The sequence below is a fragment of the Desulfurella sp. genome (assembly GCF_023256235.1).
GTDB lineage: Bacteria > Campylobacterota_A > Desulfurellia > Desulfurellales > Desulfurellaceae > Desulfurella.
In genome coordinates this window covers 1-15,687 of the sequence record NZ_JAGDWY010000063.1, presented here as the reverse complement: position 1 = coordinate 15,687, position 15,687 = coordinate 1, and the positions used below count along the sequence as shown (strand labels likewise).

General features: G+C 30.5%; 22 protein-coding genes. 10 read left to right on the top strand and 12 right to left on the bottom strand.

The features are described 5' to 3' along the window. From Q0C22_RS06460 to wecB, 6 genes are all read right to left on the bottom strand, one after another. Positions 1 to 415, bottom strand: a 415-nt coding sequence (locus Q0C22_RS06460) for a nitroreductase family protein (protein WP_291492954.1), incomplete at its 3' end; no start/stop codon positions are given. Further along, complete coding sequence (locus Q0C22_RS06455; RefSeq protein ID WP_291492952.1) at positions 412 to 732, bottom strand: hypothetical protein; 321 nt, start codon at positions 730 to 732, stop codon at positions 412 to 414. The genes Q0C22_RS06460 and Q0C22_RS06455, both read right to left, overlap by 4 nt. 138 nt (positions 733 to 870) lie before the next feature. Then, the gene (locus Q0C22_RS06450) at positions 871 to 2,043 is read right to left on the bottom strand and encodes a glycosyltransferase (RefSeq protein WP_291492950.1); all 1,173 of its coding nucleotides are present in this window, start codon (positions 2,041 to 2,043) and stop codon (positions 871 to 873) included. After that, a complete protein-coding gene (locus Q0C22_RS06445; protein WP_291492948.1) occupies positions 2,001 to 3,131 on the bottom strand; it encodes a CDP-glycerol glycerophosphotransferase family protein in 1,131 nt (376 codons plus the stop codon). The genes Q0C22_RS06450 and Q0C22_RS06445 overlap by 43 nt, the downstream gene beginning before the upstream one ends. Continuing rightward, entirely contained in the window at positions 3,115 to 3,798 is a 684-nt protein-coding gene (locus tag Q0C22_RS06440) for a phosphocholine cytidylyltransferase family protein (protein WP_291492946.1), read from the bottom strand. The genes Q0C22_RS06445 and Q0C22_RS06440 overlap by 17 nt, the downstream gene beginning before the upstream one ends. Continuing rightward, positions 3,795 to 4,895, bottom strand: coding sequence for a non-hydrolyzing UDP-N-acetylglucosamine 2-epimerase (gene wecB / locus Q0C22_RS06435; protein ID WP_291492944.1), 1,101 nt, complete (start codon positions 4,893 to 4,895; stop codon positions 3,795 to 3,797). The genes Q0C22_RS06440 and wecB overlap by 4 nt, the downstream gene beginning before the upstream one ends. A gap of 76 nt (positions 4,896 to 4,971) precedes the next feature. Between wecB and Q0C22_RS06430 the strand changes: the two genes are divergently transcribed. Both Q0C22_RS06430 and queC read left to right on the top strand, forming a co-directional pair. Further along, a complete protein-coding gene (locus Q0C22_RS06430) occupies positions 4,972 to 5,631 on the top strand; it encodes a 7-carboxy-7-deazaguanine synthase QueE (protein WP_291492942.1) in 660 nt (219 codons plus the stop codon). Beyond that, positions 5,632 to 6,348, top strand: a complete 717-nt coding sequence (gene queC / locus Q0C22_RS06425; protein WP_291492940.1) for a 7-cyano-7-deazaguanine synthase QueC — start codon at positions 5,632 to 5,634, stop codon at positions 6,346 to 6,348. Here the strand turns inward: queC and lysS are convergent. The 5 genes from lysS to ubiE all read right to left on the bottom strand — a co-directional run bounded on the left by lysS (position 6,314) and on the right by ubiE (position 10,079). Beyond that, positions 6,314 to 7,786, bottom strand: a complete 1,473-nt coding sequence (gene lysS / locus Q0C22_RS06420; protein ID WP_291492937.1) for a lysine--tRNA ligase — start codon at positions 7,784 to 7,786, stop codon at positions 6,314 to 6,316. The two genes, queC and lysS, sit on opposite strands and share 35 nt — an antisense overlap. Next, positions 7,779 to 8,859 (bottom strand): peptide chain release factor 2 gene (gene prfB / locus Q0C22_RS06415; RefSeq protein WP_291492935.1). Its coding sequence is split into 2 segments (ribosomal slippage): positions 7,779 to 8,807 and positions 8,809 to 8,859, totalling 1,080 coding nucleotides; the frame shifts between segments, so codons are not numbered across the junction. Before prfB ends, lysS begins: the two co-directional genes overlap by 8 nt. Continuing rightward, positions 8,825 to 9,199, bottom strand: a complete 375-nt coding sequence (locus Q0C22_RS06410) for a type II toxin-antitoxin system PemK/MazF family toxin (protein WP_291492933.1) — start codon at positions 9,197 to 9,199, stop codon at positions 8,825 to 8,827. Before Q0C22_RS06410 ends, prfB begins: the two co-directional genes overlap by 35 nt. Beyond that, the gene (locus Q0C22_RS06405) at positions 9,180 to 9,386 is read right to left on the bottom strand and encodes a hypothetical protein (protein WP_291492931.1); all 207 of its coding nucleotides are present in this window, start codon (positions 9,384 to 9,386) and stop codon (positions 9,180 to 9,182) included. The genes Q0C22_RS06410 and Q0C22_RS06405 overlap by 20 nt, the downstream gene beginning before the upstream one ends. 3 nt (positions 9,387 to 9,389) lie before the next feature. Then, complete coding sequence (gene ubiE, locus Q0C22_RS06400; protein WP_291492929.1) at positions 9,390 to 10,079, bottom strand: bifunctional demethylmenaquinone methyltransferase/2-methoxy-6-polyprenyl-1,4-benzoquinol methylase UbiE; 690 nt, start codon at positions 10,077 to 10,079, stop codon at positions 9,390 to 9,392. 93 nt (positions 10,080 to 10,172) lie between these two features. Here ubiE and Q0C22_RS06395 point away from each other — a divergent pair, with 93 nt between their 5' ends. The 8 genes from Q0C22_RS06395 to Q0C22_RS06360 are packed head-to-tail and all read left to right on the top strand — an operon-like array spanning position 10,173 to position 15,015. After that, positions 10,173 to 11,321 (top strand): Xaa-Pro peptidase family protein, encoded by a 1,149-nt coding sequence (locus Q0C22_RS06395; protein ID WP_291492927.1) that lies wholly within the window; start codon positions 10,173 to 10,175, stop codon positions 11,319 to 11,321. Next, positions 11,318 to 11,662 carry a DnaJ domain-containing protein gene (locus tag Q0C22_RS06390; RefSeq protein WP_291492925.1) on the top strand — a complete coding sequence of 115 codons (345 nt, stop codon included), beginning with the start codon at positions 11,318 to 11,320 and terminating at the stop codon, positions 11,660 to 11,662. Before Q0C22_RS06395 ends, Q0C22_RS06390 begins: the two co-directional genes overlap by 4 nt. Positions 11,663 to 11,677: 15 nt before the next feature. Further along, the gene (locus Q0C22_RS06385) at positions 11,678 to 11,986 is read left to right on the top strand and encodes an MTH1187 family thiamine-binding protein (protein ID WP_291492923.1); all 309 of its coding nucleotides are present in this window, start codon (positions 11,678 to 11,680) and stop codon (positions 11,984 to 11,986) included. Beyond that, positions 11,986 to 12,321 (top strand): NifB/NifX family molybdenum-iron cluster-binding protein, encoded by a 336-nt coding sequence (locus tag Q0C22_RS06380; protein WP_291492922.1) that lies wholly within the window; start codon positions 11,986 to 11,988, stop codon positions 12,319 to 12,321. Before Q0C22_RS06385 ends, Q0C22_RS06380 begins: the two co-directional genes overlap by 1 nt. A gap of 12 nt (positions 12,322 to 12,333) precedes the next feature. Further along, positions 12,334 to 12,831, top strand: coding sequence for a ribosome-associated translation inhibitor RaiA (gene raiA / locus Q0C22_RS06375; protein ID WP_291492920.1), 498 nt, complete (start codon positions 12,334 to 12,336; stop codon positions 12,829 to 12,831). 1 nt (position 12,832) lies between these two features. Next, a complete protein-coding gene (locus Q0C22_RS06370; protein WP_291492918.1) occupies positions 12,833 to 13,285 on the top strand; it encodes a PTS sugar transporter subunit IIA in 453 nt (150 codons plus the stop codon). Further along, the gene (gene rapZ / locus Q0C22_RS06365; protein ID WP_291492916.1) at positions 13,278 to 14,147 is read left to right on the top strand and encodes an RNase adapter RapZ; all 870 of its coding nucleotides are present in this window, start codon (positions 13,278 to 13,280) and stop codon (positions 14,145 to 14,147) included. The genes Q0C22_RS06370 and rapZ overlap by 8 nt, the downstream gene beginning before the upstream one ends. A gap of 4 nt (positions 14,148 to 14,151) precedes the next feature. Continuing rightward, entirely contained in the window at positions 14,152 to 15,015 is an 864-nt protein-coding gene (locus tag Q0C22_RS06360; protein ID WP_291492914.1) for an aspartate carbamoyltransferase catalytic subunit, read from the top strand. Here Q0C22_RS06360 and Q0C22_RS06355 read toward each other — a convergent pair. Next, positions 15,012 to 15,687, bottom strand: a 676-nt coding sequence (locus Q0C22_RS06355) for an HD domain-containing phosphohydrolase (protein WP_291492912.1), incomplete at its 5' end; no start/stop codon positions are given. The two genes, Q0C22_RS06360 and Q0C22_RS06355, sit on opposite strands and share 4 nt — an antisense overlap.

Here is a 15,687-nt window from a genome sequence, read left to right as displayed (position 1 = left end):
GCAAATCTTGTGGACTATTAATTACATTTCTTACTTTTAACGGATCAAAACCTGCAATTGTGTGCGCAACATAACCAAGCTCTTGAGCTTTAAGCATTAAAAAAGCAACGCTCATTCCAGTATCAAACAAAAAATACTTTCTATCGCCCAGGATACAATCATCAGTTTCTTTTGATAATACTGCTATTATCATTGAAGCGTTATATGCCCACTCGTTGCCTTTTGATAAAGACTGTTTTAAATTGCTCAAATAGGGTTCATCGTAAACAAAGACAAATCTTTGTGGTTGTTTGTTAAAACACGATGGAGCCAAAGAAGCAGCACCAGCCAAATCTTTTATAAGTTCCTGTGTTATTTCTACCTTTAGTAAAGACCTAAATGAACGCCTTTTTTCAATTGCTTCAGCTACATTCATTTTGAACCCCCTTCTTCTCTTAATTTTTTAATTTTAGATTTACTGTAATTAGACTTTGTAGCATTGTTTTCGAAATTTATAATTTTATCAATTGCTAACAAAAAAAGGCCAAATCTATACTCGCCTACCTTGTTTTTGTCGTAGTTTTGCATAAAAAAAGCATTTTCATCTTCTTCTTCGACAATCTTCATTTGATGAAATATTTCTATTTGAGCTTTTAATGGCAAATTGCAGAAATAATCCAATTTATCTTTAAATTGATTGTTTGGTATTTTAGTTATTTGTTCTATAAATCCGATATCAAAATTTAGTTTCATTTTTAAATTTGTAAAAATAACAATCCAGCATACTTTTTTTAACAAATACAACAATTCCGTTTTTTAACTTTCAGAAATTCTAAAAGTAAAATAACTCTCTTTTAAATATTGTCAATGATTGTTTATAATTTTATTTAGTTATTTAATTACTTTAACTAAATTTGAGTAGATTTCAAAATATTCTTGTGTTATTTTTTGCCATGAATAATTTTTTCTTATAAATTCATCGGCTTTAAAGTGATTTCTTTCGTCTATTAAGGATTGTTTTATAGCTTTATAAATTGATTGCAAATCGTTGCTATTGCAAAAATATGCATAATTTTTAAAATACTCAAGTGTACTATCGCAAGCGCCTATAACTAAATTTGCACCAAACAAACCAGCTTCTAAGCTTGCAAGTCCAGGCGTTTCAAGCCAGCTTACAAGTGCGTGCGTATGAGCGCACTTATAAGCACCGCAGATTTCCTTTTGTTCAAGTGTTGTATTTATGTGTATTACTTTGTCTGGTTTTATGTATTCAAGACATTTTTTGTAGTATTCTTTGTGTGTTGGATAAACTTTTCCAATTAAAACTATTTTGATATTCCAATCATCAGCTGTAGCTTTAAGGAGATTTAGTATGTTTTTTCTTTCATCAATACGAGCCACGCACAAAACAAACTTATCAAAATTGATTTTGTATTTTTTCTTAAACTCTGATGCACTTATTGAATCAGATAAAAGATTTTCATCAACGCCATTTTTTATAACTTTAATTTTGGATTCATCTGCAACGAAGTTTTTGAGATAGTTTTTTTCCGCAATTGAATTTGGCAATATAAAATCACATGCATTTAGTGTTTTTTTAAATAATTTATCAAAGTTATGTATGTTTTCTTTTAAAAATGTTTTATAGGATAAGCCCTTTGTTACTCTTTTAATATCTTTTGCCAGGTTGAAAATGTTTTTTGGCAATATGTTTTTTATGAGTTTGTAGTAGATTGACCTGCCCTTTTTTTCAAGCTCTGAAAAGTCCGCGTATATGGGTGATATTACAATTTTCTTATTGTGTTTTTTGGCTAGTTTTACAAAAAAAGCAGTTTCGCTTAAGCGCTGTATATTAAATATATGGACAATATCGAATTTATCTATGATTTTTTCTATAATATTTGGATCCGTTTGTATTGAGCTTTCAATTTTATCTTTTAAGTTGTTTATTATAGCAAGCATTTGTATCGTATCGCCACCTAAATTTTCTAAATAATCTTTTCTGTTTATAAATAAAATCTTTAGTTTTTGGCTATCTTTTGTAAAAATTTGATTATCCTGCAACTTGAACACCCACCACGATTGTATTTTTGTGCAAATTTGCTAATCTCAGATTTATTGTAGCTTTCAAAAATGTTTGTTAAGGAACTTTTTACTTCATCCAAATTGTAGCATTTATAAAAAGGCAGACTTTCTATGTCTAAATAAAAACCGTTTCTTATAGTTTTATATTCTTCAATATCATACATTAACAAAATAATCGGTCTTTCCAAAATAGAGTAATCAAAGAAAACAGAAGAATAATCGCTTATCAATATATCGCTTGCGATTAAAAGTTCCTGTATGTCTATATCTGGCTGTTTAAAATAAGTTGCATCTTTATCCAGCGGGTGAAGTTTAACAATTAGCTTGATCTCATATAAATCAAATACGCTTTGAAGCTCTTTTATTAAATTTATCCTGCACGTGTGCTTATCTCTAAATGTTGGTGCATAAAGAGCAATTTTTTTTGCGCTAATTTCTAGCTTTTTTTTCACAGACTCTTTTATGCTCAAAGCAAATAAGGGGTTTTGTTTTGCAATAAAGAGCAAATCGTTTCTTGGCTGACCTGTTGGCAGAATCTTTTTTGCAGGTATACCAAAAGAGCTTTTGAATGCATCTATAGTGTGGCTTGAAGCAACGCATAGATAATCAATATGTTTGTGTTCAAAAAGTCCTAGTTTCTTTTTTAAGTAAAATTTTTTTGCGTCGATAAATGCATCAAAGCCCATTTTTTTTAAAGGCGTCCCATGCCATAAATTAATTACGAGTGTTTTTTTATTTTTCACATAATACACATCTTGAAAGTTATGTGTGGTTATAAAAAATTTTGCTTTTATTGCTTTAAAAAACATTCCAAAGCCAATTTTAATTACAGGCAGATTTTGTTTTTTTAACAAATTGTAGGTATTTATATCGTGGGCAACATAGAAAGCTTTAAAGCCCTCAGTTTTAAGCATAGTTAAATACAGATACTTTGTATTGTCTGTAAATGCTCCATTTAGAGAAGAAAATAGCACAAGACTTCTATCAATTTTTACAAATGGACTAAAAAGCGCCTTTGCAATGTTTAAAAAAAAGATTATTGCGTATTTTTTAAGCTTCCTTATCACTAAAAAGCGCCTTTGCTAAATTTAAATCTTCAAGAAAGTCAATTTCTATACAACGCTTTTTGCCTATATCAAGGGCAGAAATTTTTACACCTTTTTGTATTAGTTTGTTTATTGCTTCTTCAAAATAATCTTTGTTTGTACACTCTTGTAAGCAATTTTTAAATAATTCCAGGTACTGCGCTTTAATAAGATTAATACCAAGTGCTTCGCCTTTTGCGTTTTCTAAATTCTTTGATACTTGCGCGATGTAACCATTTTTATCCAAAATGTATTTTACCTCTTCTTGTGCAACAGCTGATATATTTGTTGCCATACAGTTGTTATTAAGGTTTAAAATATCAGAGATTATTTCATCGTCAAAAACAATATCAGCATTAAGCCACAACACATCTTCATTTTTAATTTTATTTAGAGCAAGCAAAAGGCTTTTTGCAGTATTAGTTGAGTGAAAATTATTGTTATATACAAATAAAAGCTCTGGAAAAGCTTCCATAATCATTTCTTTTTTAAAACCTATAACGATTAAAATATCGTTTATATCAATATATTTTGTAATATTTTCAATTTGTTTTTCTAGAATTGTTTTGTTATGTATCTTTGTAAGTGTTTTTGGTACTGAATTTTCAAGTCTCATACCAAACCCTGCAGCTAATATTACAACTTTCATTTTAGCTCCTTTAATATATTAATTATTCTCTGGGATGTTTTTCCATCGCCATATGGGTTTGTTTGCTTAGACATAGATTTGTAAGATTCTAAATTTGTAAGTAATAGTTTTGCATTACTGTATATGTTTTGAGTATCTGTACCAACAAGTTTTGCTACATTAGCCATAATGCCTTCTTGCCTTTCTGTGGTGTTTCTGATAACCAAAACCGGGATGCCAAATGCTGGAGCTTCTTCTTGAACGCCACCAGAATCGGTTATAACAAGGTAGGATTTGCTTAATATATAAACAAATTCAGGGTAAGTCAGTGGTTTTGTAAGTTTGATATTTTTAAAACCAGTTAACATTTCAAATGCTAAATTTTTAACATTGGGGTTTAAATGGACAGGGTAGACTACTTCAACATCATCAAACTCCTGTGCTATTTGTTTTATAGCTTCAAATATTGATCTCATTGGTTTGCCAAAGCTTTCTCTTCTATGAGATGTTAATAAAATAATGCGTTTTGTAAAATCAATCTCTTTGAAAACATCAAAATGAGTGTTTTCTATTTCAAGTTTTTTTAGAATTAAATACAATGCATCAATAACGCTATTTCCAGTTAAATAAACATTTTTTTTTATCCCTTCATTTTGCAAATTATCATATGAAAGTTTTGTTGGTGCAAAATGATATGTGGCTATTGCAGAAATTAGTTTTCTGTTTGCTTCTTCCGGGTATGGGTTAAAAAGGTCAAAGCTTCTAAGACCTGCTTCAACATGTGCTATTTTAATTTTAAGGTAAAATGCAGATAATGCAGCAGCAAATGCAGTTGTTGTATCGCCCTGTATAATAACAATGTCTGGTTTTTCTTTTTCATATATGCTTTTTATTTTTATTAATATGCTACTTGTTATATCAAAAAGGGATTGAGAATTTTTCATTATATGCAGGTTGTAATCTATGTTTATATTAAAAAAATCTGTAACCTGGTATAACATTTCTTTATGTTGTTCGCTAACACATACAACTGTATCAAAATATTTTTTTGATTCTAAAATAATTGGCGCTAATTTGATAGCTTCAGGTCTTGTGCCAAAAACAAACATTGTCTTCATAAAGCTTACTTTTAGCATATATTGTCAAAAAAAACAAGGAATTGAAGAATTGCTAGTGCAAAAAAAATATGTTAATATGATTTTGGTGAATGCTAAAGTTTGTGAAATTTTTTACTCTCTACAGTTAGAAGGCTCAATGCTGGGCTACCCGGCCGTTTTTGTAAGGTTTAGTGGGTGTAATTTAAATTGCGAATTTTGCGACACTAAGTATGCTTTTTTTGAATATGATACTTTAACTCAAAGCGAAATTGAAAATAAAATTTCTCAGTACAATTGCAAAAGAATAATTTTTACTGGTGGCGAGCCTCTCTTAAATGCTTATTTTATAGAATCTTTTATTAATAAACTTAAAAGTAAATATGAGTTTTTTTTAGAGACAAACGGTACAATATGGGTGGATTTTGCAAGCAAGTTTAAACACATTGTAGTTAGCCCAAAATTTGACAATTTAAATTTTGATGTATTAAAAAAATATAGCTTGCAAAACAATGTAGAGTTTAAAGTTTTAGTTGAAAACCCTGATTCTCTAAAACAAATTGAAGATTTTCTTAAAAGTTTAAATATAAATTCTGCTACACTGCAACCTATTTATTTTCCAGATGAACCTCTAAATCAATTTTTAGAGCGAACCAGAAATATTATTGAAGCTTTTAAACAAAGTAAACTTACAAATAAAGATGTAAGGCTTATTATACAAAACCATAAAATAATATACGAAAAACAAAGAGGTGTTTAAATGAAAAAATGCTTGTTAATATTTTCCGGCGGTCTTGATTCAACAACATGCCTTTTTTGGGCACTGGATAATTATGACGAAGTACATACAATAACTTTTGATTATCACCAAAGGCATGTAATAGAAAAAAAAATGGCTTTAAATACAATCAAATTAGCCAAAAATATAAAACAAAAAGATATAGATTATTTTGAGTTTAACATAGATTTATCCAGAATTGGTGCAAGCGCCCTTACGGATTTTTCAATTGATGTTCCTAAAAATAGAAATATAGATAATCAGATACCAATAACATATGTACCTTTTAGAAATGGTATATTTTTGGCAATTTCTGTTGCCTATGCAGAAAAGCTGGACATAAGCGACATCATTGGAGGATGGAATGTTTTAGATTACTCAGGATACCCAGATTGCAGACCAGATTTTTTGGAAAGCTTTAGACAGGCAGCTACACTTGGCACAAAAATTGGCCAAACAAAACCTTTCAATATCATAGCACCATTAATTGGATTAAAAAAATCTGAAATTATAAAACTTGGAAAAAAACATAACGCCGATTATTCTTATGCTTATTCATGCTACGAAGGCAACGAAATACCTTGCGGTCAGTGTGATTCATGCATACTTCGCGCAAAAGGTTTTGAAGAAGCAGGTTTTGTGGATGACTATATGGTTAGGCTTGCTACTTCATCAAAGGAAACAAAATTACATCCCTGATGGATGTATTGTTTGTTAAAAGCATTACAAGCCTATCAATACCAATGCCTTCTCCTGCCGTAGGTGCAAGTCCATATTCCAGTGCAACTATATAATCTTCATCGTACATAGAGGCTTCTTCATCACCTTTGTTTCTTTCTTCCAATTGCTTTATAAATCGCTCTTTTTGGTCAAATGGGTCGTTAAGCTCTGAAAATCCATTTGCAATTTCCATATTTGCAATAAATAACTCAAACCTATCTGTGAAAAGAGGGTCTTGTTTGTTCTTTTTTGCAAGAGGGCTTATCTCAACCGGGTAATGCGTGACAAATGTAGGGTTTATCAGTTTTGGTTCAACCAAAGCATCGAATAGTTCGGCTAAAATTTTTGCGTGGGGAGTATTTTCATCAACCTTTTTTTCTAATTGCAAAGCAAGTTTTAAACACTGATCTTTATCTGAGATTATATCGTCTGTGAGTTCACCTATTTCCTTTAGGGCATCTATAAACTTTATGCGCTTAAATGGTCTTGAAAAATCTATATCAAACTCACCATAAGTTATTTTTTTGCCTAAATTTAAATTATTTAATAGATAATCAAATAATTCTTCTGTAAAATCAAGCAAAAAATTATACTCTTTATATGCACAGTAAAATTCCATCATTGTAAATTCTGGATTATGCTTTAAGTCCATACCTTCGTTTCTAAAGTTTCTGTTTATCTCAAAAACCCTCTCAAGCCCTCCTACAACCAAGCGTTTTAAGTAAAGCTCTGGTGCAATTCTTAGGTACATATCAATATCAAGTGCATTTAAATGCGTAACAAAAGGTTTTGCTGCAGCTCCACCAACGAGTTTATGCAACATTGGTGTTTCCACTTCAAGAAATTTATTATTTATCATGAATTCCCTAATTAAAGCAATAATTTTCGAGCGTTTGAAAAAAGTATCCCTTACATCATCATTTACAATCAAATCTACATAGCGCTGTCTATATCTTAATTCTTTATCCTGCAGTCCATGGAACTTTTCTGGTAGCGGTCTTATAGATTTTGTTAATAGATATAATTTAGTTGCATTGATAGTTACCTCTTGAGTTTTTGTTTTAAAGACATTTCCTTCTATTCCTATAATATCGCCAATATCAAGCTTTTTGTATAAATCATACATCTGTCCAAGCACATTTTTTTGGCAATATACCTGTAGTGCTCCACTTACATCTTTAAGTTTTAAGAATGCTGCTTTGCCAAAATCTCTAATGGAAATAATTCTTCCTGCAATTTTAAAATTAGTATTTATACTTTTTAATTTTTCACTATCAACATCTTTGTATTCATTTAAAATGTCATTTAAAAAATATTCTGGCGAAAATCCGTTAAAGTAAGGATCGATACCTAAGGCTTTTATCTCTTCTAATTTTTCTATTCTTCTTTTTATGAGTTTATTTTCTTCTTCAATCATTTTCTTCTCCTTTTAAGTATTTTAAGTCTTCATATAAAAAGTCGTTTATATCGCCATTTAAAACATTTTCTGCTGCAACATTTGTTTTTTCTAAGTTGGTTCTATGATCTTTTACCATTTTGTATGGATGTAAAACATAAGATCTAATTTGACTACCCCACTCAACTTTCTTTTTTTCACCACTTATATCTTTTAGTTGTGCTGCTTTTTTTTCTTCTTCAAGTTTATACAATTTTGATTTTAGTATTTTCATAGCAGTGGCTTTATTTTTCATTTGACTACGCTCTGTCTGGCATGTTACAACTATGCCGGTTGGAAGGTGTGTTATTCTTATAGCAGAATCAGTTTTGTTAACATATTGACCGCCTGCTCCGCTTGCTCTAAATGTATCGATTTTTAAATCTTCCGGCTTTATATCAATATTTATATCATTTTCTATATCTGGTATTACACTTACGGCCGCAAACGAAGTGTGTCTTCTTTTATTTGAATCAAAAGGTGAAATTCTAACCAAGCGATGTATGCCGTTTTCACCTTTCAAATAACCGTATGGATGATCCCCAGACACAATAAATGTAATGCTTTTATAACCTGCTTGATCACCTTCTTGCATGTCTGCTATTTCAATTTTGTAGTTATTGCTTTGAGCCCACATGGTATACATTCTAAAAAGCATTGCAACCCAATCGCAACTTTCAGTTCCACCTGCTCCTGAATGTATTGTAACTATTGCATCATCTTCATCATGAGGGCCTGATAAAAGCGATTGTACCTCAAACGATTCTACTTTTTTGATTAATTGCTGTATTTCACTTTCAAATAAGCTTTCATCATTTTCTTGTTGAATCATTTCTTCGATTAAAATTAGCTCATCATCTAACTCTTTAATTTGGTTTATGATATTTTGCAAGTTTCTTTTTTTTCTTTCAAGTTGTTGCAAAAGAGCGTAATCATTCCAAACTTCTTTGTTTTGAAGTTTTTCTTCTATTTCTTTTATTGTTTGAGATTTTTTTTCTAAGTCAAAGATACTCCTTTATATTATCTAATTTTTTCCTTAATTCTTTGAGTGTCATCGTCTTTCTCCTTTTGATTATTTAAAAACATTTTTCTTAAAATTTTTCGCGCTTTTTTGATTTCTTCTGGTGACAACTCACCTATTTTTTTATACATATCTTTTCGGTTCAGTGTTGCTATTTTGTTAAATCTTACATAGCTTGGCATAAGCAAGCCTTTTTCTCTATAATTTTCTATTTCAAGTTCCATTTCCTCGTTATGTTTGTGTGTCGTTATCCTTGCAACTACAATATCTTCATCGCCAGTGTCAATAAGTACAAGCGCAGGCCTTCTTATTGTTTTGTCTAAATTTGTAAAAGGAAACGACACTACAACCACATCACCAAATGCATACTTCATCATATATGCTATCCTCGAATAAATCGTCAAAAAAATAGTTGTATGTCAAAAGCATCCATAATTTATCTTCTTCTGCTAAAAAAACATCACAAACAATATCAAAAACACAATAATTAATAACTTCAGCTTGCTGAAAAAAGTTTATTGCATTTTGCTGTACCTGTATATCCAAGAGATATTTCTCCATAAACTACCCCTCCTTGCATGCAACATGCAAACAAGCTATACCAAAACTCAAAAGTTTAAAATTTACTTGTTTGAAACCAACTTGCATTATTGCATTTGACAAAAACTCTGGGTTTGGAAAATACCTTATTGTTTTTGCAAGGTATTTATAGGCGTCTTTGTTGTTTGAGATAATACCAGCTATATTTGGCAAGCAGTAATCCTTATAAAAAATGTAAGCATAATTTATAATAGGATTTTTTGGTTTTGAAAACTCCAGTATGATTAATTTTCCTGATGGTTTCAAAACCCTTTTAAACTCATATAAAGCTTGTATTTTATTTTTTATGTTTCTTATGCCAAAGGATATAATCACATTGTCAAAAAAACTATCTTTAAATGGTAAATATAAAGCATCTGCGCATACAAGCTTTATACTTGTGTTTTTAGTTTTTTGTTTAGCAATTTCTAACATACCAAAGCTTATGTCTGAGCCTATAATATTTTTTTCTGGATCTTTTTTATAAATTGCTAACGCAATATCAGCAGTACCTGTTGCAATATCTAAAACATTTTTGCCTTTAATATACGATATAGCAGTTTTTCTCCAGGATTTATCTATATTAAAACTCAAAACATGATTTAATAAATCGTATGTTTTTGAAATATGTGAAAACATCTGCCCCACGTGCGTCATACGCTTACTTTTTATCATTAATAAGATTTTAAGTCAAATACTTTAAAACAATAGTTGAATTTTTTATTTTTTGCGTGTATTATTACATAAACTCTTTAAGTAGGAGGGCGATTGAGAACAGAAATTTTCTCAAAAACTTTGAAAGAAAAAAGCATAGACATAGCAATCTTAATGCAGTCAACTGACATTTTTTATTATAGTGGTACATTTGCTAATGGCGTGCTTATTATAACAAAAGATAATGAAAAGTTTTTGTTTGTAAGGCGTGGACTTGATAGAGCGTTAAAAGAGACAAATATAAGCGTTTCTTATATGCATAGTTTTTCAGATATAAAAAAATTTATACAGCAAAATGGTTTTAAAAGTGAAACGGTTGGTCTTGAATTTGATGTTTTGCCTGTTAGTTTTTACCAGAAATTTAAGGAAATTTTTGATAGAAGTCAGTTAATAGATATTTCAAATGATATTAGATGGCAAAGAAGAATAAAAGATTCAATTGAGCTGGAAAACATAACGCAAGCTGCCAAAAGCCTTGATTGTCTAATGAGCGATGCAAAAATATACCTGGAAGAAAATAAAAGAGAAATTGATATTAGCGCCAAACTTGAATACTTTGCGCGCCTTAGAGGACATCAGGGTAGAAACCGCATGAGAATGTTCAATGGCGAGATATTTATGGGACATGTTATATGCGGATTTAATGCTGTGGGCTTTTCTGGTTACGCAAAACCACTAACAGGCAAAGGCATGTATCCTACATACCCAGAAGGTGCAAGCACAGATAGAATTAAAAAAGACAAACCAATTATTGTTGATTTTGTTTTTAATTATAATGGGTATCTGGCAGATCAAACACGCACTTTTGTAATTGGTGACTTAAATAGCGATCTTTTAAAAGGCTACCAGTTTTGTTTTGATTTAATAAATTGGTTTGAAGATTATGCAAAACCTGGCATAAAAACTGTAGACATATATACAAAATCGCTTGAAAAAGCGAAAAATGCTGGTTATGAGAATATCTTTATGGGAATTGGAAAAGATAGGGTAAGTTTTTTGGGTCATGGCCTGGGTCTGGAGCTTGATGAATATCCGTTTATTGCAAAAGGAATGTACTATCCTTTGGAAGAAAATATGGTATTTGCATTTGAGCCAAAACTTATTTTTAAAGAAGGCGCAGTGGGTTTGGAAAATACATATGTTGTAAGAAAAGATTGTGTCGAGAGTTTAACCAAATTTCCAAAACAACTAGTAAAGTTATGATATACGATTTTGAATTTAGAAAAAATATTAAAAAAAAGAAACTATACGAAGCTATAGCAAAAGAAATTTTAAATGCATGGGATGCAAAAACACCGATTGAGATAAAAAAACGTTTCTTGCATCTAGCAAAAAAATATCACCCCGACGTTAACCATAAAGAATCAGCCAAAAAAAAATTCCAAGACATATCATTGTCTTATAGAATTTTAACTAAATGGGATGATTCTATTTTAAATGAAAAGTTTTCCACAATTAGTGAGTTTGATGTTAAGATAATCAAAATAAAGGCTAATATAAATGATGAAAAATCTCATATTGAACGATTCAAAAACCTTTATTAAAAAAGGAGGTAGCTTATGGCTGTTTGTGGCATTACAGTTATACCAATTGGTACATCTTCACCAAGTGCAAGTAGTTATATTGCAAAAGTAGTCTCTTTAATAAAAGAAAGTGGATTTAAAGCTATGCCTACACCTATTGGTACAGCAATAGAAGGAGATCTTGAAGAAATTTTAAGTCTAATCCCAAAAATCAGAGATGCAATTTATTCTGAAGGATTAAATAGAGTTGTTATGAATGTCTATATTGATGATAGAAACGATAAGCAATTAACTTTAAAAGGAAAAATGGAATCACTTGAAAATAAATTAGGAGGGAAGGTTTAATGAAGGTCATGATGCCTTTAGTTGGCGATATTTTAAGTGAACACTTTGGTAGAGCGCAGAGATTTGTGATTTACGAAATTGAAAATGGTGTTGTAAAAGACAAAAAATTTTACGATGCAATAGAGCATTTTGAAGGTGCTTTTCCTTCATGGGCTAAATCACAAGGTGTTAATCTCGTAATACTTTGTGGTGTGGGTCCAAGAGCAATAGAATTTTTTAACAGCTTTGGCATAGACGTGATTTCTGGTGTTGCACCACAGGAACACACAAAAGTAATACAAGATTATTTAGAAGGGACATTAATATATACCAATAAATCTGTTTGCGAACATTAATTTGGAGGATATATGGATTTTGTTTTTGCTTCGAAAAATATAGAACTTACAGACGCTATAAAAAATTATGTTATAAAAAAATTGGGTAGACTGGAAAAAATTTACGAGATTTTGCAAGCTGAAATAATGATTAGTGTTGAAAAATACAGACATACTGCAGATGCAAAACTCATAACAAAAAAAGATATTATAAAAGCCACAGAAACATCGCATGATCTTTATGCAAGTATTGACTTACTTTATGAAAATCTTGAGCGCCAGTTGAAAAAACTTAAAGGCAAAAAAACTGAAAAAAGAAAAGAAAGCACGGTAAGTCAGGTAGAAAGTGAGTTCGAAGGTGTTGAAATTGTTAGGAAAAAGATTGATGAAAAACCAATTAATTTAGAAGAAGCTATAAACCTTATCCAGAATAATACAGAAGGTGTTTTAGCTTTTTACAATTCCGAAACCGAAAATGTAAATGTTTTATACAAGAATAGCGACGGTAGCTACACACTTATAGAAACCTAAAATGGATTTTAAAGATCTTATAAGTCAAATAAATGATGTTGAAGTAGACATTTATGCAAAAGATAAATTCGAATTATTTCAAAAGATAAGTCAATATTTAGCTTCTAAAGTTAATGTAGATAGTAATTTAATTTATGATTTACTAAGGGAAAGGGAGTTGTTGGGTTCTACTGCAATAGGCAATGGATTTGCCCTACCCCACTTAAAACTTAAAGGTATAAAACCTTACATTGGTATTTTTGTTTTAAAAACCCCGCTTGATTTTGATGCAATTGATAATATGCCAGTAAGCGTAGTGTTCGTTGTATTATCACCTTCTGAAAAACCTTCATTGCAATTAAAAACGCTTACTTTGCTTGCTAAAATGTTAAAAAATTTTGATGTGGATAGTTTTTTAAACAAGAATTCTCAGGAAATTAAAAATTATCTTAATACTTTTGAAAAAAATGAGTAAAATTAATAAGTTTATTTTTATAAGTGGTTTATCTGGTTCTGGGAAAAGCAGTGCCTTAAAAGTTTTTGAAGAACTTAGGTTTTTCTGCATGGATAACTTTCCTTTGCAATTGATAAGAAAATTTATTGATATTGTAGAAGAAGGTGCTTTTGCTGTCAAAGATATAGCTGTAGTTTGTGATATAAGAGAAATTGACTTCCAAAAATTTTTTTTTGAGTCAGTTGAGTGGCTTAAAAGTAAAAATATTAATGTTATTATACTGTATCTTCATGCAAGCAAAGAAAAACTGATAACCAGATATCAGGAAACAAGAAGACAGCACCCTTTGAGTATAATCAAACAATTATCTTTAACTCAGGCTATAGAAGAAGAAAAATCCATTATGGAATGTGTTGCTAAAATTTCGGATTTTATTATAGACACAACAGATCTCAATGTAAATAACCTTAAAAATTTAATTTTGGCAAAGTTTGGGGATACTCAGGCTTTAAAACCTATCGTACAACTTGAATCATTTGGTTTTAAGTATGGTTTACCAGCAGAAAGTGATTATGTTTTTGATGCAAGGTTTTTGCCAAACCCGTATTTTATTGAATCGCTTAAAAATACAACAGGCTTAGACGAAGTTACTTATAATTTTGTATTAAGTCAACCTAACGCTAAAGAATTTATTGATAAAATAAAGGATTTTTTGCAATTTGTTTTACCTTTATTTAAAGAAATGTCAAAAAGCTATATTACGATTTCTATTGGCTGTACCGGTGGCAAACACCGCTCAGTGGCTATTGTTAAACATTTAGAAGGGTTTGTAAAAAGCATGGATTATATTGTAAACACAATCCATAGAGATATAGGAAGGTAAATTTATGCATTGTCTGGGTTTAAAATATTTTAATAAAAATCAAGTTGAAAGCATTTTAGAAAAGGCCGTTTATTTTAAAAGCACTAAAAATTACACTAAAAGTCTACAAGATGCAATTGTTGTAAACATGTTTTTTGAAAATAGCACAAGGACAAAAACTTCGTTTGAGATTGCCGCGCTAAAGCTTGGCGCAAGGGTTGTAAATTTTGATTATACAAAGTCAAGCTTGCAAAAAGGTGAAAACTGGATAGATACAATTACAAACTTAAACGCTATGCACCCAGATTTTTTTGTAACAAGGCATGCTTACTCTGGTTTTGCTTATTATATAAGTCAATTTACTCAAGCTAATGTTATCAATGCAGGGGATGGTACAAATGAACATCCTTCTCAGGCATTGCTTGATTTGATGACAATGTATGAGCACAAAAAAGATATAGAAAATCTTAAAGTATGTATAATTGGTGATATAATTAATTCACGTGTAGCAAGAAGCCACATGTATTTAGCAAAAATGTTTAACTGGGATTTAAGTTTTTATGGACCCAACACATTTTTACCTCAAAATATAGATATAAAAATAGAAAAAGACTTAAAACAAGCAATTTCAAACAAAGATTTTGTTATACTTTTGCGCATACAGCTTGAAAGAAAAAGTGGTGTAAATATACCTTCACTTGACGAATATAATAAATTTTTTGGCATAAAAGAGCCCATTGGTGCTTATATTATGCACCCAGGACCGGTAAACAGGGATGTCGAGCTAGATTCAACTGTTTATATAGATCGAAACGTGCTTATTACAAAACAGGTTGAAAATGGCGTATTTGTAAGAATGGCAATATTTGACTTTTGTATGTCAAACTAATAACGCCATAATCTTATTGATAAAGGTATTGCATCTATTATAAATTTGCTAGTTTTACCTTTATTTGATAAGTCATACAATATTTCCAATGCTTGGTTGTGATCAAGTGAATGTTGTCTGTATGGTCTAATTTGTCTTAGAGCAGAATATATATCTGCAACTGCCATTATTTGGTCAAATACAGATAGTTGAGTTTTATCTAAGCCAAACGGATAGCCGCTGCCATCTAAGTATTCGTGGTGGTGTGAAGCAATATCAATGATTTGTTTATCTAAATTCAGTTTAGTCAAAAAAGAAAAAGTATAATAAGCATGTGATTTCATTGCAAGCCAGTTTATACTTTCAAGTTTGCCATTGAAATCCAAAATAGCGTTTGGTACAAAAAGTTTACCGATATCGTGCAAATAACCGGCAGTTAGCAATAATTCGCAATCTTTCTCTGTAAAGCTTAAGTTTCTTGCTATGCTTGAAGCTGTGTGTGCTACATCTATTGAGTGCGTTAAGGTGAATTTGCTTTTTTTATCTATGAAGTTTTTTGCTATTTCCTTTGCAAGAATCATTAATTGTGCATCATCCAAAACGATAAATCTGTCTTCAACAAACATAGGCAAAAAGTATCTTATTTCTTCAATATTGTTTAGCATAATCAAAAACGAATCCATCAGTGTCGAG